This window comes from Caldalkalibacillus salinus, assembly GCF_016745835.1.
Classification (GTDB): Bacteria; Bacillota; Bacilli; order Caldalkalibacillales; family JCM-10596; genus Caldalkalibacillus_A; species Caldalkalibacillus_A salinus.
This window is the reverse complement of the sequence record NZ_JAERVL010000015.1, coordinates 127,167-152,241: the sequence shown is the minus strand read 5'-3', so window position 1 is coordinate 152,241 and position 25,075 is coordinate 127,167. Positions and strand designations below refer to the sequence as shown.

Sequence of the window (25,075 nt, the reverse complement as noted above, 5' to 3'; positions counted from 1 at the left end):
CATATGGTTCGGGCAGTAGATTTTTAGATGGAGAGAGGGAGTAATGATGGAGGCACAATATATAAATCCTTTTTTAAGTTCTGCAAAAATGGTGCTGGAACAAGTCATTCAAGTTTCACCCCATCAGGGAAAAACGGATGTCTGTGACGTGTTTTTCAAAGAAGATCATGTATGGATTGCGATTGGACTTACAGGACAATGGGCAGGTCAAATCCTATTTGGTATTGATCGTAATGTTGCACTCCGCATCGTATCGGTCATGATGGGAGGGATGACGGTCACTGAATTTGATGACATAAGTAAAAGTGCAATATCAGAACTCGGCAATATGATATCTGGCAATGCAAGTGTGCTTTTATCTACCGAAGGAATCAACATCGATATTACACCTCCACAGTTAATTGCCAACTCTGAAGAGTTCACCGCTTCAGGCAAGGCGATCTCTGTTCCCATAGAACTTGAAGATATCGGCGTTATTAACTTACAAATGATCGTTCAACAGTCCATATAGCGTACAATAATGAGTCATACAAATAACATCGAACAAGTGTCATTCCCTTAAATGCTTGAATATACTGTGGGCGTAGGCCTAAATTCATTCCCCTCAAGCACCACACTTTTCCCCCAGTCATAATATAACTTGACTGTAACCTTCGCCTTGTATTCATGAGCCCGGATTGCAAGGAGGGGTGCACATTTTGAAGGGGAACGACCAAAGTGCGAAGCCATTATTGACGAACAGAGAAAGAGAAGTATTTGAGTTACTAGTACAAGATAAGACAACAAAAGAAATTGCTGGCCTTTTATTTATTAGTGAAAAGACCGTGCGCAATCACATTAGCAATGTTATGCAGAAATTAGGAGTAAAAGGTCGCTCTCAGGCTGTTGTCGAACTTGTTCGTTTAGGTGAACTAACAATCTGACGAACCCAAGGCCCCTGTGGGCTAGGCCCCCGCCACGGGGGTTTTTTAATTATTTGGTACTTTTTTTGTACCAACTTAAAGGGCCCCCTGATAGGGTATGAAATAACATCTTCTACACTCAGCTAGATGGGAGGGAAATGCCTTGAATGGCATCACTTTATTCATTGGTCTTTTAGTTGTGATAATATTTGTTGCTCAGATTTTGGTTGACCGTTCATTAGCAGCGACCAAAGAAGAAATTGAGGTGAAAATGAATGAGCTTGAAGAAAGAATAGAAAAGTTAGAAAGAAATCATAATGAAGTAGATTGACAATATTTAAGTTGATAACGGTTTCTTTAACGGCTTTTCAGTAGAAAGGTATGATGCTTTAATACCGGACCATCGCTCTGTTCGACTAACGGGGCAGGATTGAGAGAAGTAGAGTACATAAAGAAAAAATACAAGTTAGGACCACACATGTTAGACATATATCATGTATGGTCCTTGCATAGTCACTATTTAGCTTATTTAATATAAATATAAACAGCCTAAAGCAGTTTTTGATGTACTGCGTTTTGGTCGTACTGTAATTTTATGTTGTTCCCCAAAAAGAGGGGCTATCCCCAATGAGGTGGCATGTGGTGTTGTCCGTCAAAATACATGGGCATAGTGTCATGGATATATGGCGGGGCTGGCGGTAGATTTGGTACTTGGCCATAGGCAGGAGGGTTTTTCACACAAGTAAATTCACCTAAACCATCCATACTTCTACCATGTGCCCAACGTCCATCACAAGCGGCTTCACCGTTGGTGAAATCATAGAACGTGTAAGCGACCTCGTGTTTCTCTAGAGAACGAGGGAAAGTACTTGGTACCACAACATTTTCTCTTTCCTCTAATTCACAGATAGCGGCTAACCACTGATTTTGATGCATCGTATCCCTTGCAATTAGCCAGGATAACATATCCTTGACACCGCGGTCATTCGTTGCTTCATATAGACGGACAGCCTGCAACCGCCCGTTAGACTCCATCGTCAAATTAAAACGGAAATCAGCCAAAAGGTTGCCACTAGCATTAATATAACTGGCGGTCCATGGGTTCCCTTCACTGTCGGCAGGCATGGCACCTAAACCTGAAACAATGGCATGTTGTGGGTTCATTCCTCCAAGGACAGCACCGATAACGGGGTGTTGAGCAGCGGTTTCTTGATCTCCAACAGGCGCCCCATCTAATAAGCGCGCAATCATGGTTGCCAACATCTCAATGTGAGCTAATTCCTCAGTACCGGTTGCCATGAGCATATCTCTGTATTTAACATCCGCTCGACCATTCCAGCCTTGAAACAAGTATTGTAACGCGACCGATATCTCCCCGAACTGTCCACCTAAAATTTCTTGGAGCCATTTGGCATATACGGGATCTGGGCGTTCGGGTATAGCCTCATATTGCAATTCTTTAACATGAAAGAACAAATACAATCACCTCTCACAAACAGTATCAATATATTTAATTCAACGATGTCGTGAGAAGTGCCTAATTATTGAAAAAAAAGAGCGTTACTTCATTCATCTTCTTCTTCTAAAACGGATACCTCCCAAGCCATATAATAAGAATAGTAAAAACCATCGCCATATATAAGAATAGGAAAGTGAAATGGATACGGTGGATAGGTGTAAGCGGCAGATTCCATCCTTTTGATCATGGTTTCAAACCATCGTAGGGGTAGGTGTAATGCGTAGGTTAAGTATTGATAGGAGAGTCGTCTGAGAGACGCCCAACGATCTTGGACCACAAGAGGTGTATCTGTTCGTAGTGGTCCATGATCACTTTTTCTTAGCTCAATGGCATTTGAAACAGAACTGACAAGATGGATAGCGACCCCGTATTGATTTTCTAATAAACATGTTTTGATTGTTCTCAGCTCGTTACTCTCCGTTTCTAAAACGGCCGACATGGTTGACCTCCTTTATGTACCTTTTTAGTTATTGTTATGGTGAATACAGCAAGTCTTATGCCGTCGATAATGATAAGGGCTTTTTTACATCGGACATGTTATAATGAACTATCGAATATTTTGCATTGGAGGATCATTATGGAGAAGGAACACGCTTTTACGATGGAACAAGTGGGGGATATCGAGCGAGAGCTTCGGTATATTAGCTCAATTGTCAAACAAAAGGGTAGAGAGATATTAGCCGACTTTCCGATTACACCTCCTCAATTTGTTGCACTGCAATGGTTAAATGAAGACGGTGACATGACCATTGGGGAACTCTCCAACAAAATGTATTTAGCTTGTAGCACGACAACAGACCTCATTGATCGGATGGAAGCAAATGAGTTAGTCGAAAGAGTACGGGATACGAGCGACCGCAGAGTGGTACGCATTCACCTAATGAGTAAAGGGAAGAGCATTATTGAAGAAGTACTAGAGGCTCGTAGACATTATCTGGCTGAAGTATTAACCCATTTTTCTGAGCAGGATGTCACAGATTTAGCACGCACATTGCAAATTTTGCATAATGAAATGAAGAGAGATCAATCGTAAACCACAACGAGAGAAAGAAGTGACCAACTTGAGTAACCCAATTGCAGTGATAGACTCTGGAGTTGGAGGTCTAACGGTCGCCCAAGAGTTACTCCGACAACTCCCCAGGGAAGAGATTTGTTATTTTGGTGATACAGCGAGATGCCCATACGGTCAAAGAAGTATAGAGGAAGTTCGTACATTCAGCTTTCAAATGATAGACTACCTTATGGAAAGCAACCCGAAGATGCTTGTCATCGCGTGCAACACGGCCACAGCGGTTATCCTTGAGGAATGCCGAGAGAAACTGGATATTCCTGTGATCGGCGTTATTCACCCTGGTGTCCGAACAGCGATTAAAGCGACAGTGACTGGAAGAGTAGGTGTCATCGGCACACAGAATACTGTCCAGAGTGGATTGTATGAGGAAGCGCTTAAGCAGATTCATCCTGCTTTATATGTTAAGAGCCTCGCGTGCCCAACGCTTGTTCCGCTAGCTGAGAAAGGTGGCGGAGAAGAGACAGAAGCCATTCAGATTGTAAAAAAGGCTTTGGCCCCTTTAGCAGGAGAGGACATTGACACACTCATTTTAGGGTGCACGCATTACCCATTGCTCTCTAACGTCATACAACGCGTGATAGGAGATCAAGTACAAATGATTAGCTCTGCGGACGAGACCGCCCGTGAAGTCAGTACAATACTGTTCCATAAGAATTTACTTTCACAGCAGTTTGGTCGACCCATGCATCGTTTTTACACAAGCGGTAATGTCTCTGTTTTTCAACAGATAGCGGAGAGATGGTTGAATAAGCACATCAACGTGAAGCAAGTGATACTGGATTCATAAAATATAGAAAAATAAATGATGGAGAGAACCTTAGCAAAACCGTTGCTAAGGCTTTTTGTTTTTCCTAGAGATCTTACATTTAATTCGTGGTCATAAAACGAAACATAGCTCGTATACATAGTAGTACAAACCACTGAGGAGGGAAAACCATGTTCACTCGTAAAGGATTTCTAAGTATATTCTCGTTACTCGTCGTCATTGTTTTCACAACAGGATGTGTCTTTGGCCCTAGTGATGATGCTGGATCTGAAATTGATCCTCCACAAATAGACTACGGAGAGGAGGAAGACTCCACAGATATCGTGTTTGAAATTGACGAATCGGATGAGAATCCAGAAACAGATGAAAACGTTAGTGCAACATCAACAGATGAGCCGTCTAGTACGACCGAGCGTACACTCTATCTCTTCGATGAAAATGGCTATGTGGTTTCCGTTTCATTACCATTACCGCAGACAGAGGGCGTTGCCACACAAGCCTTACGTTATCTTGTAGAAGGCGGACCTGTGACAAATGTATTACCAAGTGGCATGCGAGCGGTCATTCCAGCAGGCACAGAGTTAAGTGTGAATGTAAAGGAAGATGGTACTGCTGTGGTGGATTTCTCACCAGAGTTTAGAGATTACCAAGCCGAAGATGAGAAAGGGATCCTAGAAGCGATTACATGGACCCTTACAGAATTTGATAGTATAGAACAAGTTCAAATCTCTATTAACGGACATTTACAAGAAACGATGCCAGTTGATGGCACCCCCGTTGGTTCACCCTTAAGCAGAAAAGACGGCATCAACATCGAAGTGGCAAATGAGGCCCAGATCGGCAACAATTCTACAGTGACATTGTATTTCATGGCCCAAAACGAATCAGCAACTGTAGATTATTTTGTTCCCGTCACGAGAATCGTACCGAAAACAGATGACCTTGTTCAAGCCACTGTGAATGAACTAGTGGCTGGTCCACAGCAAGGGTCTGGACTTGTTACAGGGGTAGTAGATACCAAACTTTTAGATCAGCAATTAGACGGTGATGTGTTAACACTTAATTTTGACGAGACTTTTTTACAATATGCCGAAGAAGAGCCAAAAGCTTCAGATGACGCCATTAAGTCATTAGTGTTGTCCTTAACCGAGCATGAATCCATAGACAAGGTTCAATTTATGGTGGATGGAAGCGAGCAACTGGTTACTTATAGCGGTGCAGACCTGTCCCAGCCTGTGAGCCGTTCCTTTGTTGGACAATCAACTGGTTTTTAAAATATAGGCTTGTGTTATAATAGTTGAGACAAGAGGTGGCTATGGGCTTACCTCTTTTTGTCTCATTAAGGGTGTCTGCGATATTATGAGAATAGAAGTATTGAATAGTGAGTACTTGCACAAGATAAAAAATGGTATCATACACGAGCGACGAGACGTTGAGGAGAGGGAGTTGGAATAATGATAAGAAAAAATGGTCGAGACAAAGATACACTGCGCGCGGTAGCAATTGAACCGGATTACATCAAACATGCAGAAGGCTCCGTGCTCATTACAGTAGGAGATACTAAAGTCATTTGTACAGCGACAATCGAAGATAGGGTCCCTCCTTTTATGCGTGGTCAAGGCAAAGGCTGGATCACGGCAGAGTACTCCATGTTGCCTCGGGCCACAGAATCACGTAACCAAAGAGAAGCTTCACGTGGGAAGCTCGGTGGTAGAACCATGGAAATTCAACGTTTAATTGGGCGTTCTTTACGATCTGTCGTCCAACTAGACAAAATTGGTGAGCGAACCATTTGGCTAGACTGTGATGTCATCCAAGCAGACGGGGGTACACGCACCGCTTCGATCACAGGCGCTTATATCTCTATGGTCATGGCATTAGGACAGTTACTGGAAGAAAAGAAGCTGACCACCTTGCCTGTCAAAGATTTTCTTGCGGCCACGAGTGTCGGTGTACTGGATAACGATGTCTTATTAGATTTATGCTATGAAGAAGATTCCCAAGCAACAGTGGATATGAACGTTGTCATGACAGGACAAAAGGAATTCGTGGAAATCCAAGGTACAGGAGAAGAGCACCCGTACACAAGAGATCAAATGAACCATATGCTCGATTATGCGGAGAAGGGTATTGCAGAACTGATTGAGAAACAAAAAGATGTCCTCGGACCTCTAGCAGAGAAAGTGAGTGTGGATTCAGCAGTCACTGAAAATGAATCATAAATAATGATCTTAGGACAGTTTTGTTAGATGACAAGGTTTTTATGCAACTTAAGCAATGTATAAAGAGATACCCTGAGAACGACAGATAGCGTACATAATTGACACATAAATGAGGGAGAAGAGATGAAACCATCTTTACAAGTAGAAAAATTAATCGTAGCCACTTCTAATCAAGGCAAGCTAAAGGAAATAAGGGCCCTTCTGGAACCACTGGATATACAGGTGCTATCACCAGTGGATATAGATGCAGCACATATTCCCAACGTTGTAGAGGATGGGGAAACCTTTGACGACAATGCCCTGAAAAAGGCCAAAGCCTTTTACAACGCTTTTCATATTCCGGCATTAGCGGATGATTCAGGTCTAGAGGTTGACGCTTTAGACGGAGCGCCAGGCGTCTATTCCGCTAGATATGCTGGAGAACCGAGCGATGACGATGCCAATAATGAAAAACTTTTACAACACTTACAAGGTGTACCACCTGAAGAGCGGAATGCACGGTTTAGGTGTAGTATCGCTTTGGTGACTGCCGAAGATCAGTACATATTAGCTCATGGCGCTTGCGAAGGCTATATATTAGAAGAGAAGGTGGGTGAGGCTGGATTTGGCTACGATCCCCTCTTTTATGTCCCTGAGCAAGGGCGTTCGATGGCTGAGTTAAGCAAAGAGGAGAAAAACAAGATCAGTCACCGTTATCACGCGCTACAGCACCTATATTCAAAGATGAATAAGTGAGTTGACCTCTGAGGTATAATACGTTATAATGATACTCGCTTAAGTCCCAGTAGCTCAGCTGGATAGAGCAACGGCCTTCTAAGCCGTCGGTCGGGAGTTCGAATCTCTCCTGGGACGCCATTATATACATATAAGCGAATGAACCAGATAGATAAGCGTTCAATGCGTTAAATGAGACGGTTAGTACAACGTTTATTATCGGAAAATACACCGATATGAACCACACGACCGCAACTAGAATTTAACGATATTGAAGGCTTTTTTTTTATGACGAAAAAGAAAGCAATACTAACGATTACAGATGATTTAAGCGGATTATTTACGGAGAAAGACGAGGCACAAGAGGCTCCCACAAAGGCTCCCACGGCGGCTAAGTCGACTAAAACTAAGACGGCGAGTCGGTCGAAAGGGTTACAGACCGTTTCACTATCGAAAAAGCTCTAGCGGCTATCACACGTCAAATGGAGATAAGCGGAAATAGACCTCGAACGATAAGCGACTATAACGTCTACGTCAATCACTTTACGGATACGGTAAAGGTAAAGTATATCGACGAGCTAAACGCCGACCACGTTTACGAGTGGCTCGCTAGTATGGACGTATCTAAGCAAACTAAGTTAACTCGCTTAAAGTGCCTAAAGGCGTTTCTATCTCGTTGTTTCGATAATGGTTGGATAGAGCGTAAGTTTTGGCGTCCAATAAACATCAAGGTCGATAACATAGTAAAGGAGGGAACGGCGGAGCGTAATATAAGGCTCTTACTATCCGTCCTCGACCTAAACGACTTCGTACAAATACGGGACGCTACGGCGGCTCTCCTAATGTTCAAGACGGGCTTACGTATTAACACAATCGTTCACCTAGAGACCCGTCATATCGACTTTGAGAATAATCTACTACGTATAGACGGCTCAATCGTTAAAAACCACGACCAATTACTATTACCTTTCGACGACACGCTTAACCGTTTGCTATCGGTCCTAATTAAACAGAACGACGCTATACGTAAGGAATACGGCGAGGATTTGCTAAGAGCCTTCTCGAAAAGGGAGCTAGCATAACGGATATATCTAAGGCACTCGGGCACAGTAACTTAGCGGTAACGACTCAATACCTACACTTAGACAAGGAAGAAGTAGCGGAGAATTTGCGTAAGTTTTTATAGGATTTATACGTCGAGATTATCACTCTCGGCGTTTTTTAGTGTTATGATAATAAAAAAGGCTTTCTTTATTAAACTAACGGTCAGGTTAGTTGAAGAAGGTTATAGTTATCAATAGACAATTGAATGCTATGTTTCCTTGTAAGCAGAAAAACCTCTCTAAATTCCTCTAAATTAAGGAAATTCACGAGAGGTTTTTTCATATGTTGCACTTCGAAAAATATTTCCGAGTATCTTCACGTATTTGTTTGGGTAAGACACGATCAAGCTCTTCATTTAACCATGACAGTGTTTTACTACGCAAGTCATCACGCATTTTTTCTTCCGCAGAGAGCATAACTAAATTGATAGTGCAAGAGGAGGGAGCCGAACAGCAATTTTCTCTATACAAATAACCTTTATCTTTAATATTTTTACATTGAAAAATAGGCTTAGGACCTTCAACTGCTTCAATTACATCCCAAAATGAAATATCTTCTGGGGACTTAGATAATCTATATCCTCCCTTTACACCAGGGACAGAAGTTACAATACCAGCCTTAGATAATTTACCAAAAACTTTTGAAAGAAATGTCTCAGAAAGTCCTTGGAATTCTGCCAAATCCTTTATCCCAACACTTTCCTTTGAAGGAACATCAATTAAATAAACCAGACAATGTAAAGCATATTCAACTCCGACACTATATTGCATATAAACTCACCTGCTTTTAATTTTAAGGGTTATCAAATTGTATCTTAAGAGTATTTTGAGTGTTAGTCAAATGAAAGAAATCTCTTATAGGTAAATATATTTATTTGACAAAAAGTAATTATAGCATATATTATAGACAGTGTTAATCGTCGATTAAATTAGTCTTTAATTGTGAGAACCTATTTAAGGAGGTAATTAAATTGGAACAAAGAATTGATTATTACAATGTAGCACCAGAAGCACTTAAAATATTGATGGAAATGGAGAAGTATACAAAAAATACAGGTATAGACCGTAAACTTCGTGAACTTATTAAAATTCGAGCTTCTCAAATAAATGGTTGTGCTTATTGTATTAACATGCATACAGCTGATGCTAAGAAAATGGGAGAAACGGAACAACGTTTATATTGTATTAGTGCTTGGAGAGAGTGTACATTTTACACAGATGCAGAAAAAGTAGCTCTTGAGTTGACAGAGTACGTGACTTTAATCCCGACAAAACGTGTACCAAATGAGCTTTATCAACGAGTACGTGAACATTATGACGAGAGACAATATGTTGACCTTGTTCTAATAATCAATCAAATTAACAGCTTGAATAGAATTTCTATTGCAATGGGGAATACAGCAACAAAAAATTAATTATTCACAACGAACATCTTATAGTGTCCGTCTTAGATTGTAGAAAAAGGCATCCAAATGAACCAAATTGGATGCTTTTCCATTTTATGCTAAAATAGAATAATTAACTTTATCTGGGTCTGCCTTAAATCATTTCAGGTCTTTCTATAAGTATGATGTCGCATTCTTTCTTAGATTGTGAAATATTGCACTTAAACTAACAGGGGCTTTAGTTTAATAACGGATTTAAAAAGAAAAGAGTTTTGGTGTATGTTCGCCAAGCTCATTTTTGCTTATAATCTATAATCGTTTTACTACGAATGTAAACAAGAGGATTAAATACTAAACCCGCTAGATAAGCGTTCAATGATGTTAAATGAGACGGTTAGTACAACGTTTATTATCCGAATATACAGATATGAACCACACGGCCGCAACTAGAATTTAACGATATTGGAGGCTTATTTTTTATGACGAAATGTTTTAAACTGTAATTGTTGATTTAAAGGGTCAACTGTAATTTTATAGGAAAAGGGGAACAGCATGAGTTTAAAACTTAAAAACGTGATTGGCATAATAGTTATTACCAATCTCCTAACTTTTGCGGTCGTTAAACTGTATTTTCCTACTACTATAGATCACACTCAGTATTTATTAAAAATGAGTGGTCAAGGCGAGGAATGGGAGATAACAAATTATCAACTTGCTTGGTTAGGAGTGGGAGAACACGGTATGTCTGGAAGTCATACTGTTGCCTTTTTAGGTGATGTAAATGATTTAACGGGAAAAGTTAAGGTAGAGGTCTATAACTTTTTTAAGGATGGAGAAAGACCAAAAGGAACGTCTACTTTCAACGCTGAAAGACTTAGGGATGGTCCCGTAAAAGTAGGCGGAGGGGGATTTTATCCAGATAAAAACCTAAGTATCAAAGATATTGAAAAAAGTACATTTATGATTATCTATTGGACAACAACTGGTGGGGAACAACATCAGGAAACCATTCAAATGAAGCTAGATTATGATCCTCAAATCGTTAGTGACATTAAGAGTGTTATAGATTAAAAGGCCAATCAGCCAAACCTGTCGGTCTTCAAATGATGTATTCAAACAAACCTCGAAATTTAGGGTGGTAAAGTTGGGTAAAATATATTTATGTTGTTGAAACATGGTTTACTCGATTGAAAGTTTGGACAAATATATTTAGTAGATACATTTTACACCACCACGCCATATATGATATAACTCACATAGCATATATCAAAAGGAGTCCCATTTATGTCCGAAGACAACCTCATCCTCTTTCCTAATCTAGCCCAACTATATATTAAAAAAGCGGTCAAAGCGATAGAAGAGGACGAGTATGAAGAAGCAGAAAAACATTTAGAACAAGTATTAGAAATAGACCCCAATCATGAAGAAGCGAACCAAATTCTAGAAGCTCTAGATGATCTTAGACGGTCGTTAGAGCCTGAGACGACATCAAATCAAACTGTAGTCGTAGAACCAGACCGTTTACAACTGTGGCGCAAACAGTTATTGCAGGAGAATATGAAACAGCAGTGGGAAACATTTGATCAGATGTTTGGATTCATGCAAGAAGAGGTACATGAGTTAATAGAAACGTTCCTTATATATGAGGAAGGAGACCATCTGCTGAAGACAAAGATGCTACAAGAATGCAAGCAAGTGTGCCCAGGTTCGTGGTCTTATCCCATCCGAAAAGGAGAGCATTCAGAGACGGTTACGCTTGAAGAGGTGCCACTGCTTAAGGAAGATTGGCCCGAAACGTACGTCAAACCATTACAATCGTTACAAGATTACACTTATGATAATCCGACTGTCATCCAAATGGGCGCGGAAGTGTGGTTTTATTTTTTAGAAAAACATTATCCTTTTCTACCAGAAATTGACGATACCTTAAGCTGGACAGCCGGCCTTCATTTATATACTCTTAGAATGATCACACCTGAAACGAAGGAATTGCAGCTGCGCAATACGATCAGCCAAAGATATGAAGAAACGGTATCTACTTTGCAGTATTATGAACAACGTTTTGAAGCGCTATTACTTAGCTTTAACCAGTAAGCGCATCACTTGAAAACGAACAATGATGTGTTATAATAAGGTGGTTATACTGCGGAATCATACAGTAAATTATGAAACGTAACAGCAATGACGACATTTATTCGCTAAAAAAGCGGTAAGATACATAGGAGGGAAAGCATAAAATGAGTGCCAAATGGGAAAAACTAGAAAAGAACGAAGGGGTATTAACGGTTGAAGTTGATGCACAAGAAGTCGAAGAAGCCCTAGACAAAGCATTTAAAAAAGTTGTAAATAAGGTGAACGTACCTGGTTTCCGTAAAGGAAGAGTGCCACGTAAAATCTTTGATGCCAGATTTGGAGTTGAATCGTTATACCAAGATGCGTTAGATATTATTCTACCTGACGCTTACGGCAAAGCGATTGATGAGACAGGAATTGAACCTGTAGACCGTCCGGAAGTTGACGTTGAACAAATGGAACAGGGTAAGAACCTTATCTTTAAAGCGACCGTAACGGTGAAACCTGAAGTCGAGCTTGGCGAATACAAGGGTCTTGAAATACCAGAGAAGGACTTCAGTGTGAAGGACGAAGATGTGGAAGAAGAACTGAACCGTGTGCGTGACCGTCAAGCAGAGCTTGTCGTAGTTGAAGACGGAGCAGTTGAGAACGGCGACACCGCTGTGATCGATTTTGAAGGGTTCCTTGGAGATGAGCCTTTTGAAGGAGGAAAAGGTGAGAACCATTCTCTAGAGATCGGTTCTAACAGCTTCATTCCTGGGTTTGAAGAGCAATTGATCGGCACGAAAAAAGATGAGGAAAAGACGATTACCGTCACTTTCCCAGAAGACTACCAAGCTGAAGAATTAGCCGGAAAAGAAGCTAGCTTCAAAGTGAAAGTCAATGAGATCAAGCGTAAGGAATTACCTGAGCTCGACGATGAGTTTGCCAAAGACGTGTCTGAATTTGAGACGCTTGAAGAGTACAAAGCAGACCTCCGTAAGAAGCTTGAAGAAAAAGCAGACCAAGAGGAAGAGAACTACAAGAAGGACACTGTGATTGAAAAAGCAGCTGAAAACGCCACAGTTGACATTCCTCAAGCCATGGTTGATCAAGAAGTGGACCAAATGACGAGAGAATTTGAACAGCGTTTACAAATGCAAGGCATGAACCTCGATCTGTACTTCCAATTCTCTGGCCAAGACAAAGAAAGTCTACAAGAACAGTTCAAACAAGATGCAGAGAAGCGCGTACGTGTGAACCTTACACTTGAAGCGATTGTGAACACAGAGGATATAGCAGTGACAGAAGACGAAGTTGAAGAAGAGCTCAACAAAATGGCTGAAATGTACAATATGGAGGCCAATGACATTAAACAACGTCTAGGCGGTAATCTTGAATCTCTAGAAGGAGACCTTAAAATTCGTAAAGCGGTCGATCTTCTTGTGAACAACAGTAAGACTGTAGCATAAATATAAATTAAAATAAGGATAAAGCAAGGCGCGAGTTTTCGTGCCTTGTTTATTACATCCAAATTTTATATGCTGAATATGTGCATACCCCTTAAGTTCACCCCGTATGTTATGAAGAAGGGAGTGTTCAAGATATGCCAGTCGTACCAATGGTCGTCGAGCAGACAAATAGAGGAGAAAAAGCTTACGATATATACTCTCGACTGCTAAAAGACCGTATCATCTTTATCGGTACTGCTATTGATGATCACGTATCCAACGTCGTTGTAGCCCAACTGCTGTTTTTAGCCGCGGAAGACCCCGATAAAGATATTAGCTTATACATAAACTCACCTGGAGGATCGGTGACCTCCGGACTTGCCATTTTTGACACGATGCAGTACATAAAACCAGACGTATCGACCATTTGTATCGGGATGGCTGCAAGTATGGGTTCATTCCTACTGGCGGCAGGTACAAAAGGAAAGCGTTACGCTTTACCTAATAGCGAAATCATGATGCACCAACCTTTAGGTGGTGTCAAAGGGCAAGCCGCCGATATTAAGATACATGCCGATTGGATACTCAAAACGCGGAAAAAATTAAACCGTGTCTACGCTGAACAAACGGGTCAACCATTAGAAGTGATCGAAAGAGACACAGACCGTGACTTTTTTATGGGTGCTGACGAAGCTAAAAAATATGGATTGGTGGATCAAGTGATCACCCGAAACGATCAGAGATAAAAGGGGTGGTAAAATGTTTAAATTTAATGATGAAAAAGGACAGCTTAAGTGTTCTTTTTGCGGAAAATCACAGGATCAAGTACGTAAACTCGTGGCAGGTCCTGGTGTCTATATCTGCGATGAATGTATTGAGTTATGTACTGAAATCGTTGAAGAGGAACTAGGAACTGAAGAGGAATTAGAACTAAAGGAAATTCCAAAACCGCAAGAAATCCGCCACATACTCAATGACTATGTGATCGGTCAAGACCAAGCGAAAAAATCTCTATCCGTTGCCGTATACAACCACTATAAGCGAGTCGGTTCCGGGGTTAAACTTGAGGATATAGAATTGCAAAAAAGTAATATCTTAATGCTCGGTCCAACCGGTAGTGGTAAAACTTTACTGGCCCAAACGATGGCACGCATTCTTAATGTCCCATTCGCGATAGCGGATGCAACATCATTGACTGAAGCAGGATATGTTGGGGAGGATGTTGAAAACATTCTGCTTAAACTGATACAAGCTGCAGATTATGATGTGGAAAAGGCGGAAAAAGGGATTATTTATATTGACGAAATTGATAAGGTCGCTCGTAAGTCAGAGAACCCATCCATTACACGTGATGTATCAGGCGAAGGGGTTCAACAAGCGTTACTTAAAATACTTGAGGGCACAACAGCAAGCGTACCACCCCAAGGGGGTCGTAAGCATCCTCACCAAGAGTTCATTCAGATCGACACCTCTAACATTCTATTTATATGTGGTGGTGCCTTCGATGGTATTGAACAGATTATCAAACGCCGTATAGGTAAAAAGGTGATCGGTTTTGGTGCTGGGCAGGATACGGTTGACCTCAAAGAGGGAGAGTTCTTATCTAAGGCCTTACCGGAAGATTTACTAAAGTTTGGGTTAATACCAGAGTTCGTCGGACGCTTACCGGTTATCTCAACCTTAGAGCCGCTCGATGAGGATGCTTTAATTCAGATCCTTACTGAGCCTAAGAATGCCCTCATTAAGCAATACACTAAATTGCTGGAGATGGATGAAGTAGAGCTTGAATTTGAAGAGGACGCGTTGCGTGCCATTGCCAACGAGGCGATTACGAGAAATACAGGGGCACGCGGTCTTCGCTCTATTATTGAGTCCCTTATGCTCGATGTCATGTATGAACTACCGTCTCGAGAAGATATCTCCAAGTGTACGATCACGAAGGAAGTGGTCGAGAATGACACGCCCCCAACGTTGACGACCAAAGAAGGAGAAGTCATCGTTAACAAGCCAAAAGAAAGCGCATAGTTACCAAAATAAAGAAGGCCATTTGAGCATGTTCTCAAATGGCTTTTTGTTTATCTCTTCCTCCTACAGGCAATACTACAAAATATCGTTAAGAATATTTGTGGGAGGGTCATTTCATGAACATCATGGCAATCGTCATCTTCGTTCAGATCTTTTTTGGGATTATTATAGGACTATACTTTTGGAACCTACTTAAGAGTCAAAGAACTAGTAAAGTGGCCGTGGATAAAGAGTCCAAAAAAGAGCTTGAACAACTGAGGAAATTGAGACAAATTTCGCTATCTGAACCCCTAAACGAAAGGACGCGACCGAAAACATTTGAAGATATTATCGGGCAGAAGGAGGGTATCCGAGCACTTAAAGCAGCATTATGTGGACCTAACCCACAGCATGTGATTATCTACGGCCCACCCGGCGTAGGAAAAACGGCTGCTGCGCGGTTAGTTTTAGAAGAAGCGAAGAGAAGTTTGAAATCCCCATTCAAACATGACGCCACTTTTACCGAATTGGACGCCACAACGGCAAGGTTTGATGAAAGAGGGATTGCAGACCCCCTTATCGGCTCTGTTCATGACCCGATTTATCAAGGCGCGGGTGCCATGGGGCAGGCAGGTATACCACAGCCCAAACCGGGTGCTGTAACCAAGGCCCACGGTGGATTGTTGTTTATCGATGAAATCGGCGAACTTCACCCTATCCAAATGAATAAGTTATTAAAGGTATTAGAGGATCGGAAAGTCTATCTAGAGAGTGCCTATTACAATGAGGATAATACGAACATCCCGAGCCATGTCCATGATATCTTTCAAAATGGACTGCCGGCGGATTTCCGAATGGTTGGGGCAACGACTCGCATGCCTGACGAAATTCCTCCAGCTATACGCTCGCGTTGTTTAGAAATCTTTTTCCGTTCACTCAAGCCTGATGAGATAGGTAAAATCGCAAGGGATGCGGCTGAAAAAATCAAGTTTGATTATGAACCTGAGGCCGTAGAGGTCATTACCAAATATGCGACAAACGGTCGTGAAGCGGTCAATGTAGTCCAAATAGCTGCCGGTATCGCTTTAAGTGAAGAACGTAACAAAATTAAGGAAAGCGACGTTGAGTGGGTGATCCATAGTAGTCAAATCTCCCCTCGTCCAGAGAAGAAAGTGCCACCAATCCCACAAGTAGGGTTGGTCAACGGTCTAGCTGTATTTGGACCCAATATGGGTGCCCTATTGGAAATAGAGGTCACCGCCAACCCAGCCAAAGAGAAGGGGAAAGGGACCATCAATATTACAGGGGTTGTCGATGAAGAGACAATGGGAAGCAGCAGTCGTTCAGTTACGCGTAAATCGATGGCCAAAGGATCGATCGAGAATGTCCTCACTGTGTTGAGAAGAACAGATATTGATGCGTATAGCTATGACCTTCACGTGAATTTCCCAGGTGGGACCCCGATTGACGGACCATCTGCCGGGATCACCATGGCCACTGCTGTCTATTCTGCCATTAAAAATTTGCCTGTCGATAACAAACTGGCGATGACGGGTGAAATTAGCATACACGGTAAAGTCAAACCGATCGGTGGCGTTGTAGCCAAAGTAGAAGCGGCCATTCAGGCAGGGGCAACGAGGGTGATCGTACCGAAAGAGAACTACCAGGCCATTTTTAAAGAAATGAACCAGATTGAAGTCATTCCTGTAGAGGATCTAAAAGAAGTCTTCAAGCTTGCTTTACTCGATGAAAAAGCAAAGGTGGCAGACGTTTCGAGCAAAACGGATGTCGTCACAGGATCAACGCCTGCTTTGAATAATTAGGCGCTTGCGTTTAACGTTAGACAAAATCAAGATAAAAGGATAAAATTGAACACACATTGTATTCACCGTATTGGGACTACAAGATGATACAAACATTGAAATAGAACAAACAGCTAATGGAGGTGTTAAGGTTTATGGGGGAAGTAAAAGAAAAAGTCATCCCTCTGTTGCCTTTAAGAGGGCTCCTCGTGTATCCAACAATGGTTCTCCATTTAGATGTTGGAAGAGAGAAATCGGTCAAAGCACTTGAGCAATCCATGGTAGAAGACCATAAAATCCTCTTGGCAACACAAGAGGATATCCATATTGATGATCCAACTGAAGAACAAATCTTCGATGTTGGAACCATTGCACACGTGAAGCAGATGTTAAAACTACCTAACGGGACCATTCGTGTCTTGGTTGAAGGGTTGAGTCGGGCGAAAATAACGTCCTTCAATATGTTAGACGAATATATCGAAGTGACTTTTGAAAAAGTGGAAGATGAAGACGACCAAACATCAGAAACGGAAGCGATGATGCGTACGGTCCTTGAGCAGTTTGAACAGTACATCAAGCTATCTAAAAAGGTGACAGCTGAAACCCTTGCCTCAGTACGTGACATTGAGGAGCCAGGACGTCTAGCAGACATGATCGCTTCGCATCTTTCACTGAAGATGAGCGATAAACAGGACATATTAGAAACCTTCAATGCACAGGCGCGTTTAGAAAAAATTCTAGATATACTTAGTAACGAGAAAGAAGTCCTTGAAATCGAGCGCAAAATTGGCCAACGCGTGAAAAAGTCCATGGAGAAAACACAGAAGGAATACTACCTGCGCGAACAAATGAAAGCCATTCAAAAAGAGCTTGGTGACAAGGACGGAAAAGCGGGTGAGGTTGAAGAACTTCGTGAAAAACTTGAGAACGCAGACGTGCCAGAACGCATTCACGAAAAGGTTGAAAAAGAGCTAGAACGATATGAAAAAATGCCACCGACTTCTGCTGAAAGCAGTGTCATTCGCAATTATATCGATTGGGTCTTAGATTTACCTTGGGAGAAAACCACCGAGGATGTCCTTGACATCAATCGAGCGGAAGAAATTTTAGATGAAGATCACTACGGGCTAGAGAAACCAAAGGAAAGAGTGTTAGAATACCTTTCTGTTCAAAAGCTCGTGCAGAAGATTCGAGGACCTATCCTATGCCTCGTAGGCCCACCCGGTGTGGGGAAAACGTCCCTTGCTAAATCGATTGCGCGCTCCCTAGGTCGAGAATTTGTACGCATCTCTCTAGGCGGTGTTCGAGATGAAGCAGAAATTCGTGGCCATAGAAGAACGTATGTTGGCGCGCTTCCAGGGCGTATTATTCAGGGTATGAAAACAGCCGGGACAGTCAATCCAGTTTTCTTATTAGATGAAATTGACAAAATGGCCAGTGACTTCAGAGGAGATCCCGCGTCTGCGATGCTTGAAGTACTAGACCCAGAGCAAAATAGCACTTTTAGCGATCATTTTATTGAAGAGCCTTATGATCTTTCCCACGTCATGTTTGTCACAACGGCTAATACGACCCATACCATTCCACGTCCTCTGTTGGACCGGATGGAAATGATCTATATCCCAGGGTACACAGAAGAGGAAAAGAAACATATCGCCCAGAAGTACCTGCTACCAAAGCAGATGGAGGAGCACGGTTTAAGTAAGAATATGCTGCAAGTACACGAGGAAGCCATTGTCAAAGTCATCCGTCGGTACACGAGGGAAGCAGGCGTACGTAACCTAGAGCGTGAAATGGCAAACGTCTGTCGTAAGGCTGCGAAGCGCCTCGTCGCTGGGGATAAAAAGCGGGTTGTTGTGACAGAGAATACACTGGAACAATTGCTAGGTAATCCGAAGTATCGGTACGGCTTGGCTGAAGAAGAAGACCAAGTGGGTGCAGCGACTGGATTAGCATGGACCGCTGTCGGAGGCGATACGTTAAGCATAGAAGTCACCGTCCTACCGGGCAAAGGGAAACTGACCCTCACTGGTAAATTAGGAGATGTGATGAAGGAATCTGCGCATGCAGCATTCAGTTATATTCGTTCTCGCTCAGATGAACTGGGCATCGATCCTGATTTCCATGAGAAAAAAGATATTCATATTCACGTCCCAGAAGGCGCGATACCTAAGGACGGTCCTTCGGCTGGTATTACAATGGCCACCGCACTCGTCTCAGCATTGTCTGGAAAATCGGTATCGAGGTTTATTGGGATGACGGGTGAAGTCACATTAAGAGGTCGTGTCCTTCCGATCGGGGGATTAAAGGAAAAGTCGCTTGCGGCCCATCGTGCAGGTTTGACGACCGTGATGATGCCTAAAGAGAATGAAAAAGACATCGATGATATACCGGAAAGCGTCAGAGAAGACTTGAAGTTCATTCCTGTAGAGCACATGGATGAAGTATTGCGACATGCACTAGTGGGAGAGAGAATTTAATGAAAGTACATGATGCAAAATTAGTGATTAGTGCAGTAGGTCCCGAACAGTATCCAGCCCCCTTGCAAGAGATTGCTTTGGCAGGGCGGTCTAATGTAGGGAAGTCATCATTTATCAATAAACTTATTAACCGCAAAAATTTAGCTCGAACGAGTTCCAAACCGGGCAAAACACAAACGCTGAACTTTTATATCATCAATGAGTCATTTTACTTCGTTGATGTACCTGGATACGGTTACGCTAAAGTGTCTAAGGCGGAGCGTGAAAAATGGGGCGCCTTTATCGAAGAGTATATGACCACACGTGAAGGCCTCAAAGGTGTTGTTCAGGTGGTCGATATACGTCATAAGCCAACGGAAGATGATCAAATGATGTACGAATGGTTAGCCTACCTGGAGATGCCGATCATCGTCGTAGCCACCAAGGTTGACAAAATTCCAAAAGGCAAGGTACAAAAACATGTTAAACAAGTGAGGGAGACACTAGGTGCAGATCAAGACACACCGATTCTCCCTTTCTCCGCTGAAACTGGACAAGGAAAAGACCAGGCATGGGCGGCCATACTAGCACATTTACGTACATAGCCTCATCCTCTTATACGGTATCATTTAGAAGTCCTCAATGTTATATTGAGGGCTTTTTCTTTCATGTTCCCCTATCGTCACAACCGTTATAGAGCCATCCACATCCTTATACTTAGAGTAAAAGGACATATGGCATTCAAAATCTAAGGCTCGGACTTCTCAAGTCCTAGTAAGAGATATTGACAAGGGAAAGACAAGTATACGCTAACTGAACAGATTTTATTTTAACAAGTGAGTCACGTTATAATATTAAGGGACAATGCACCATAGAATGATCGTAAGAGAAACGTGTCATAATAGCGCTGTGCTTGTGTTCATACTTATCATGTTAATTTTTCCTAAATTCAAAACAGTTTGATAAAATGAAAGTGATGATGCACGGGGCTAGGCGGACCGACAAAAGCGTTAAGTCGTAAGGATTGGATCACGTGTGAGCAGACACGTATCAGAATGAAAAAAGGAGAGGGTTGATTATTAAAATGAAAAGAAGTTTATTCAGCGTACTAGCTTTACTGTTCATGTTAAGTATGATTTTAGTGGGCTGTGGGTCAGCAGAAACTGGCGTGTTACTAGAGGAGGGTGTTTTAACGTACGCGATGTCTGGGGAGTACCATCCTTTTAATTATAAAGATGAGAATACAGGGGAATTAGCTGGATTTGATGTTGAAATTGGAGAGGCCATTGCTGAATATCACGGTTGGGAACCGGTCCCTTATGCAACGCCTTTTTCAGGCATCGTGAGTGGCCTTAATAGTGGCAAGTATGACGCTATTATTGGCAGTATGGGGATTACACCCGATCGTGCAAAAGAAGTAGACTTTTCTGACCCATACTATCTCTCAGGGGCACAACTTTTTGTGCCTGAAGGAAGCGATATCGAAAGTCTTGAGCAAATGAACGACGATCATGTGATTGGGGTTGCTCTAGGGACATCCTATGAACCTGTCGCTAGGGAGTATACAAGTCAGGTGTCAACCTATGAGAGTGACGTCACAGCCTTACGTGATTTATCGGTTTCAGAAAATTTAGACGCCGTGATCACCGACCGTTTGGTGGGGCTCATCGCCATTGAGGAAACAGGTTTTGAAATTGAGATGGCTGGCGATCTCATATATGAAGAACAGATGGCTATCGCCGTTCAAAAGGGAAACGAAGAACTGCTGGACGCGATTAATGAAGCACTAGCCGAGATCCGTGAAAATGGGACTTATGTGAATATTAGTGATCGGTACTTCGGGACAGATATCGGCCCTCAAGGTGAATAGAGATGAAGCCAATCTCCTTATCGTTTCTCATTAATATACTCGCAGTCATACACTACAGTACCGGACATAAAGTACGGTTATTGTAAAAACGTACGTTGTCATGAACATACAGGCTTCCGCCACTACATAAGGTCTGGTGGGAGCCTTTTTTTATCAACATGACATGAATGTAAAAATACCCCCGTTTTTAAGAGTCGATCAAAGAGTGGATTAGGTCTTCAAACAATCAACAGAAGGAGTGGTTTCATTTGGATGTGTTTTCTTTATCAGCCTTTCTATATCACGCCGTCGATAAGTTACCCTTTTTTATGCAGGCATTGCAACTGACATTACAACTCACTGTGGCCGCAATGGGGATTGGGATGGTTATCGGCCTCTTTTTTGCTTTATTAAAATTATCACCCATCCGTCCATTGAATGCCATCGCAAACCTGTATATTACTGTCGTACGAGCCACCCCTCTCATCGTTCAAATCTTTGTCTTGTATTTTGGTTTTACAGAGATTATCGCTTTCTCACAATTTTGGGCCGCTTCACTCGCCTTAGCCTTTCACAACGGGGCTTATATTGCTGAGATTTTCCGTGGAGGAATTCAATCGATTGAAAAAGGTCAAACAGAGGCCGCTCGTTCACTCGGGATGTCCAGCTCGCTAGCCATGAGAAGAATCGTACTTCCACAAGCGTTTAAGCGGACAGTACCGCCTCTTGGTAATCAGTTTATCATCGGTTTAAAGGACTCTTCATTAGCCGCCTTTATTGGCATGACAGAAATTTTTAACTACTCACGTCAGATGGTATCTGCCACTTACCTAGAGCTAGAGTTTTATATATTAGCGGCGGTGTACTATCTCATTATCGTCCTTATCTTTACTTGGTTTGTGAACAAACTGGAACATCGTTTAAGTGTCAGTGATCACTAAAAAGTGTCGAGGTGAAGATGTCAATGATTAAAGTCAAGCATTTAAATAAATCGTTCGGCGAATTACACGTATTAAAGGATGTTCATCTAGAAGTGAATGAAAGTGATGTGGTATGTCTGATTGGGGCGAGTGGTTCTGGAAAGAGTACGCTCTTACGCTGCCTCAACTTTCTTGAGATCAAGGATGCTGGTGAAATCCATATTGATGGAAGGCAAATAGATCCGGACAAGGATGATCTTAATATCATCCGTCAAGACGTAGGCATGGTCTTTCAGCATTTCAATTTGTTTCCTCATAAGAATGTGCTTGAAAATGTAATTGAGGCTCCAACAATGGTCAAAAAAGTAAAGAAAGAGACTGCCATTGCGGAAGCACAGAGCCTACTGGACAAAGTGGGACTAGGAGACAAAGCAAATGAATACCCTGCTCGGTTATCGGGAGGACAAAAGCAACGTGTCGCCATCGCCAGGGCATTGGCCATGCAACCCAAGATAATGTTATTTGATGAACCAACGTCGGCGCTAGACCCTGAGCTCGTAGGTGAGGTGTTAGAGACGATGAAGGAATTGGCGCAGGAAGGCATGACCATGGTGGTCGTGACACATGAGATGGGGTTTGCTCGAGAAGTGGCCGATACCGTGTGTTTTCTCCATGACGGTCGCATTGAAGAAATGGGTACGCCGGACAAGATATTTGAACAACCCAAAAAGGAACGGACACAAGCGTTCTTAAGCAAGATCTTATAAAGGTAAAAGTGACCATAAGGAGAGAAAGGGAGTGTGTATCATGACAATATTAAAGAATAGAAGGATTCTCGTACCTGCTGCACTCTGCCTCATTGTTTTAGCAGTATGGGGCGTAGGGTACATTGTGGCAGAAAAAGAAAATCCCTTTAAGGTCGCTGTCACGTTATATTTCCTAAACGACTCCGAACGAGATACGGTAAGGATTGCTTTGGATGAGCACCGTTATATCACGATGATGGGTGAAGGTCTAGAAGAGCGTATCATAGCCAATGTTTCGAGCTTATCCAATGATTTAAGAGGTGGAAGTGAGTGGAAAATCCTTGAGCATGAAGATGGCTACCTACGATTAGCACAGGAATACCAAGAGGAGACACGTGAGATCGAAATGATTTATACCCCTTATTTAAATCGCTACGTGATATTTGGATTGAAAGAACATATGTCATAAGGCGAAAACTGAGCAATTTTTTTAGGGAACAGGGACTTATTCATGTATAATAGGATATGGACAAGATGCTCAGCACCTTCGATGGCGCTTATAGTGCCTGAGAATGACTGTTGTTTTTAAATTATGTTCACATTTTTCTATACCAAACGAAGCATACTCTTCACAAATTTGTTATAATAATCAAGATGACTATTAGACTTGTCTTTTTTTGGACAAAATACGGACAACGATCGTTACTTTAATGATTTGGGGTGAGTTCAAGCATGCATATCCTAACAGTAGGTATCAATTATAAGAAAACCCCTGTTCATATACGCGAAAAGTTTGCTATTCCCATCAATGCGCTTACGGAGGCGTTACAGGAGTTGCGTCAAACCAAGAGTATTCTTGAATGTGTCATTGTGTCGACATGTAATCGTACGGAAGTTTATGCTGTTGTCGATCAATTACACACGGGACGCTACTATATTAAACGCTTTCTCTCGGAGACCTTTGATATACAAAAGGAAGTTTTTGAACCTTTCTTAGATATTAAGGAAAATGATGAGGCGGTGCAACATATCTTTGAGGTGCCAGTGGGACTAGACTCTATGATCTTAGGGGAGACACAAATCCTCGGCCAGATCAAAGAAGCATTCTTTACAGCGCAGGAAGCGGGGACCACAGGTACGATTTTCAATATGTTGTTCAAGCAAGTGATTACAACAGCGAAGAAAGCTCACGCTGAAACGGACATTGGGCAGAATGCGGTTTCTGTCAGTTACGCTGCCATCGAACTAGGGAAGAAAGTTTTTGGGGATTTAAGTGCGAAGAAAGTATTAATTCTCGGTGCGGGTAAGATGAGTGAATTAACCGTTAAACACCTGAACGCTAATGGTGTCAGTGAGGTATTCGTCGTCAACCGGACGTATGAGCGTGCAGTTGAACTTGCTCAGAAATTTAACGGTCAAGCGTATGATTATAGCCAATTAGATCAGTGTTTACAGCAGGTGGATATTGTCATTAGTTCGACGGGGGCTAATCATTACGTCATGACTAAGCAACAGATAGAAGATATGATGTCTGCACGACATGACCATCCACTATTCTTGATTGACATTGCTGTACCGAGGGATTTAGATCCTGCTATTCATGAAGTTGAAAATGCCTTTTTATATGATATCGATGATTTGAATGGCATCGTAAACGCCAATTTAGAAGAACGGAAAAAAGAAGCTGTTAAAATACAAGAGATGATCGCCATTGAAATGGATGAGTTTAGTAAATGGCTCAATACACTTGGCGTCGTTCCTGTTATTACAGCCTTAAGACAGAAGGCGCTATCTATTCAGGAAGAAACGGTTCAAAGTATCCTAAACAAATGCCCAGACTTAGATGAAAGAGAAGAAAAAGTAATTAGAAAACACACGAAGAGCATAGTGAACCAGATGCTGCGTGATCCCATTACAAGAGTAAAAGAACTCGCAGGAGAACCAGGGGCGCGTGATTCACTCGATCTAGTAACGGAGATTTTTGCCCTAGAAGAAGAAATTAAAGAACAAGAGAAGATCGAACGTGCCCAGCAGCTAGCGAAACGAATAGATAAAAAACAAAAAGCCTACAAGGAACAGGCAGTAAGAAACGAACTTCCTGCTCATTAA

At 42.1% G+C, this 25,075-nt stretch carries 25 protein-coding genes, 1 tRNA gene and 1 pseudogene; 24 read left to right on the top strand and 3 right to left on the bottom strand.

The features are described 5' to 3' along the window. The first annotated feature begins 46 nt into the window (after positions 1-46). From JKM87_RS10310 to JKM87_RS10300, 3 genes are all read left to right on the top strand, one after another. Entirely contained in the window at positions 47-511 is a 465-nt protein-coding gene (locus JKM87_RS10310) for a chemotaxis protein CheX (protein WP_202080269.1), read from the top strand. 187 nt (positions 512-698) lie between these two features. Then, a complete protein-coding gene (locus JKM87_RS10305; RefSeq protein ID WP_202080389.1) occupies positions 699-923 on the top strand; it encodes a helix-turn-helix domain-containing protein in 225 nt (74 codons plus the stop codon). 142 nt (positions 924-1,065) lie between these two features. After that, positions 1,066-1,233 (top strand): hypothetical protein, encoded by a 168-nt coding sequence (locus JKM87_RS10300; RefSeq protein WP_202080268.1) that lies wholly within the window; start codon positions 1,066-1,068, stop codon positions 1,231-1,233. A 287-nt stretch (positions 1,234-1,520) separates the two neighbouring features. Here the strand turns inward: JKM87_RS10300 and JKM87_RS10295 are convergent, their stop codons facing one another. Then, positions 1,521-2,378 carry a manganese catalase gene (locus JKM87_RS10295; RefSeq protein ID WP_202080267.1) on the bottom strand — a complete coding sequence of 286 codons (858 nt, stop codon included), beginning with the start codon at positions 2,376-2,378 and terminating at the stop codon, positions 1,521-1,523. An 89-nt stretch (positions 2,379-2,467) separates the two neighbouring features. Next, positions 2,468-2,860: a hypothetical protein gene (locus JKM87_RS10290; protein WP_202080266.1), complete on the bottom strand. Its 393-nt coding sequence runs from the start codon at positions 2,858-2,860 to the stop codon at positions 2,468-2,470. Between the two features lie 138 nt (positions 2,861-2,998). Between JKM87_RS10290 and JKM87_RS10285 the strand changes: the two genes are divergently transcribed. The 7 genes and pseudogenes from JKM87_RS10285 to JKM87_RS18060 all read left to right on the top strand — a co-directional run bounded on the left by JKM87_RS10285 (position 2,999) and on the right by JKM87_RS18060 (position 8,381). Then, a complete protein-coding gene (locus JKM87_RS10285) occupies positions 2,999-3,454 on the top strand; it encodes a MarR family winged helix-turn-helix transcriptional regulator (RefSeq protein ID WP_202080265.1) in 456 nt (151 codons plus the stop codon). A 19-nt stretch (positions 3,455-3,473) separates the two neighbouring features. Next, positions 3,474-4,280, top strand: coding sequence for a glutamate racemase (racE, locus tag JKM87_RS10280; protein WP_202080264.1), 807 nt, complete (start codon positions 3,474-3,476; stop codon positions 4,278-4,280). Positions 4,281-4,429: 149 nt separating this feature from the next. Further along, a complete protein-coding gene (locus JKM87_RS10275; RefSeq protein ID WP_202080263.1) occupies positions 4,430-5,533 on the top strand; it encodes a GerMN domain-containing protein in 1,104 nt (367 codons plus the stop codon). Positions 5,534-5,716: 183 nt separating this feature from the next. Further along, positions 5,717-6,481: a ribonuclease PH gene (gene rph, locus JKM87_RS10270; RefSeq protein ID WP_202080388.1), complete on the top strand. Its 765-nt coding sequence runs from the start codon at positions 5,717-5,719 to the stop codon at positions 6,479-6,481. Between the two features lie 123 nt (positions 6,482-6,604). Next, the gene (locus JKM87_RS10265; protein WP_202080262.1) at positions 6,605-7,216 is read left to right on the top strand and encodes an XTP/dITP diphosphatase; all 612 of its coding nucleotides are present in this window, start codon (positions 6,605-6,607) and stop codon (positions 7,214-7,216) included. A gap of 43 nt (positions 7,217-7,259) precedes the next feature. Next, positions 7,260-7,336, top strand: a tRNA-Arg gene (locus tag JKM87_RS10260). 147 nt (positions 7,337-7,483) lie between these two features. Next, positions 7,484-8,381, top strand: a pseudogene (locus JKM87_RS18060) (tyrosine-type recombinase/integrase). Between the two features lie 196 nt (positions 8,382-8,577). Here the strand turns inward: JKM87_RS18060 and JKM87_RS10245 are convergent. Continuing rightward, positions 8,578-9,069 (bottom strand): Rrf2 family transcriptional regulator, encoded by a 492-nt coding sequence (locus JKM87_RS10245; RefSeq protein WP_202080260.1) that lies wholly within the window; start codon positions 9,067-9,069, stop codon positions 8,578-8,580. A 200-nt stretch (positions 9,070-9,269) separates the two neighbouring features. Between JKM87_RS10245 and JKM87_RS10240 the strand changes: the two genes are divergently transcribed. The 14 genes from JKM87_RS10240 to hemA all read left to right on the top strand — a co-directional run bounded on the left by JKM87_RS10240 (position 9,270) and on the right by hemA (position 25,075). Then, complete coding sequence (locus JKM87_RS10240) at positions 9,270-9,713, top strand: carboxymuconolactone decarboxylase family protein (RefSeq protein WP_202080259.1); 444 nt, start codon at positions 9,270-9,272, stop codon at positions 9,711-9,713. A 522-nt stretch (positions 9,714-10,235) separates the two neighbouring features. Continuing rightward, positions 10,236-10,754 carry a hypothetical protein gene (locus tag JKM87_RS10235; protein WP_202080258.1) on the top strand — a complete coding sequence of 173 codons (519 nt, stop codon included), beginning with the start codon at positions 10,236-10,238 and terminating at the stop codon, positions 10,752-10,754. A 213-nt stretch (positions 10,755-10,967) separates the two neighbouring features. Then, positions 10,968-11,777 (top strand): hypothetical protein, encoded by an 810-nt coding sequence (locus tag JKM87_RS10230; protein ID WP_202080257.1) that lies wholly within the window; start codon positions 10,968-10,970, stop codon positions 11,775-11,777. Positions 11,778-11,920: 143 nt separating this feature from the next. Then, positions 11,921-13,207, top strand: coding sequence for a trigger factor (gene tig / locus JKM87_RS10225; RefSeq protein ID WP_202080256.1), 1,287 nt, complete (start codon positions 11,921-11,923; stop codon positions 13,205-13,207). Between the two features lie 134 nt (positions 13,208-13,341). Continuing rightward, positions 13,342-13,932 carry an ATP-dependent Clp endopeptidase proteolytic subunit ClpP gene (clpP, locus tag JKM87_RS10220; protein ID WP_202080255.1) on the top strand — a complete coding sequence of 197 codons (591 nt, stop codon included), beginning with the start codon at positions 13,342-13,344 and terminating at the stop codon, positions 13,930-13,932. 13 nt (positions 13,933-13,945) lie between these two features. Further along, complete coding sequence (gene clpX / locus JKM87_RS10215; protein ID WP_202080254.1) at positions 13,946-15,211, top strand: ATP-dependent protease ATP-binding subunit ClpX; 1,266 nt, start codon at positions 13,946-13,948, stop codon at positions 15,209-15,211. A gap of 116 nt (positions 15,212-15,327) precedes the next feature. Next, entirely contained in the window at positions 15,328-17,013 is a 1,686-nt protein-coding gene (lonB, locus tag JKM87_RS10210) for an ATP-dependent protease LonB (protein ID WP_202080253.1), read from the top strand. A 134-nt stretch (positions 17,014-17,147) separates the two neighbouring features. Further along, entirely contained in the window at positions 17,148-19,472 is a 2,325-nt protein-coding gene (gene lon / locus JKM87_RS10205) for an endopeptidase La (protein WP_202080252.1), read from the top strand. Beyond that, positions 19,472-20,056: a ribosome biogenesis GTP-binding protein YihA/YsxC gene (yihA, locus tag JKM87_RS10200; RefSeq protein WP_202080251.1), complete on the top strand. Its 585-nt coding sequence runs from the start codon at positions 19,472-19,474 to the stop codon at positions 20,054-20,056. The genes lon and yihA overlap by 1 nt, the downstream gene beginning before the upstream one ends. A 479-nt stretch (positions 20,057-20,535) precedes the next feature. Next, positions 20,536-21,321, top strand: coding sequence for a transporter substrate-binding domain-containing protein (locus JKM87_RS10195; RefSeq protein ID WP_202080250.1), 786 nt, complete (start codon positions 20,536-20,538; stop codon positions 21,319-21,321). A 308-nt stretch (positions 21,322-21,629) separates the two neighbouring features. Then, entirely contained in the window at positions 21,630-22,241 is a 612-nt protein-coding gene (locus JKM87_RS10190; RefSeq protein ID WP_202080387.1) for an amino acid ABC transporter permease, read from the top strand. Positions 22,242-22,264: 23 nt separating this feature from the next. Next, entirely contained in the window at positions 22,265-22,987 is a 723-nt protein-coding gene (locus JKM87_RS10185; RefSeq protein WP_202080249.1) for an amino acid ABC transporter ATP-binding protein, read from the top strand. Between the two features lie 40 nt (positions 22,988-23,027). Further along, positions 23,028-23,435 carry a hypothetical protein gene (locus JKM87_RS10180; protein WP_202080248.1) on the top strand — a complete coding sequence of 136 codons (408 nt, stop codon included), beginning with the start codon at positions 23,028-23,030 and terminating at the stop codon, positions 23,433-23,435. Positions 23,436-23,698: 263 nt separating this feature from the next. Continuing rightward, on the top strand, positions 23,699-25,075 hold the full coding sequence (hemA, locus tag JKM87_RS10175) for a glutamyl-tRNA reductase (protein ID WP_202080247.1): 1,377 nt from the start codon (positions 23,699-23,701) through the stop codon (positions 25,073-25,075).

Bases quoted from the DNA above. Each gene is read 5' to 3' on its own strand.
- JKM87_RS10310 (WP_202080269.1), top strand. From the start codon at position 47: ATGGAGGCACAATATATAAATCCTTTTTTAAGTTCTGCAAAAATGGTG.
- JKM87_RS10180 (WP_202080248.1), top strand. From the start codon at position 23,028: ATGACAATATTAAAGAATAGAAGGATTCTCGTACCTGCTGCACTCTGC.
- yihA (WP_202080251.1), top strand. From the start codon at position 19,472: ATGAAAGTACATGATGCAAAATTAGTGATTAGTGCAGTAGGTCCCGAA.
- JKM87_RS10235 (WP_202080258.1), top strand. From the start codon at position 10,236: ATGAGTTTAAAACTTAAAAACGTGATTGGCATAATAGTTATTACCAAT.
- JKM87_RS10195 (WP_202080250.1), top strand. From the start codon at position 20,536: ATGAAAAGAAGTTTATTCAGCGTACTAGCTTTACTGTTCATGTTAAGT.
- JKM87_RS10190 (WP_202080387.1), top strand. From the start codon at position 21,630: ATGCAGGCATTGCAACTGACATTACAACTCACTGTGGCCGCAATGGGG.
- clpP (WP_202080255.1), top strand. From the start codon at position 13,342: ATGCCAGTCGTACCAATGGTCGTCGAGCAGACAAATAGAGGAGAAAAA.
- tig (WP_202080256.1), top strand. From the start codon at position 11,921: ATGAGTGCCAAATGGGAAAAACTAGAAAAGAACGAAGGGGTATTAACG.
- lon (WP_202080252.1), top strand. From the start codon at position 17,148: ATGGGGGAAGTAAAAGAAAAAGTCATCCCTCTGTTGCCTTTAAGAGGG.
- JKM87_RS10185 (WP_202080249.1), top strand. From the start codon at position 22,265: ATGATTAAAGTCAAGCATTTAAATAAATCGTTCGGCGAATTACACGTA.
- JKM87_RS10275 (WP_202080263.1), top strand. From the start codon at position 4,430: ATGTTCACTCGTAAAGGATTTCTAAGTATATTCTCGTTACTCGTCGTC.
- JKM87_RS10245 (WP_202080260.1), bottom strand. From the start codon at position 9,069: ATGCAATATAGTGTCGGAGTTGAATATGCTTTACATTGTCTGGTTTAT.
- hemA (WP_202080247.1), top strand. From the start codon at position 23,699: ATGCATATCCTAACAGTAGGTATCAATTATAAGAAAACCCCTGTTCAT.
- JKM87_RS10285 (WP_202080265.1), top strand. From the start codon at position 2,999: ATGGAGAAGGAACACGCTTTTACGATGGAACAAGTGGGGGATATCGAG.
- JKM87_RS10290 (WP_202080266.1), bottom strand. From the start codon at position 2,860: ATGTCGGCCGTTTTAGAAACGGAGAGTAACGAGCTGAGAACAATCAAA.
- JKM87_RS10230 (WP_202080257.1), top strand. From the start codon at position 10,968: ATGTCCGAAGACAACCTCATCCTCTTTCCTAATCTAGCCCAACTATAT.
- clpX (WP_202080254.1), top strand. From the start codon at position 13,946: ATGTTTAAATTTAATGATGAAAAAGGACAGCTTAAGTGTTCTTTTTGC.
- JKM87_RS10265 (WP_202080262.1), top strand. From the start codon at position 6,605: ATGAAACCATCTTTACAAGTAGAAAAATTAATCGTAGCCACTTCTAAT.
- lonB (WP_202080253.1), top strand. From the start codon at position 15,328: ATGAACATCATGGCAATCGTCATCTTCGTTCAGATCTTTTTTGGGATT.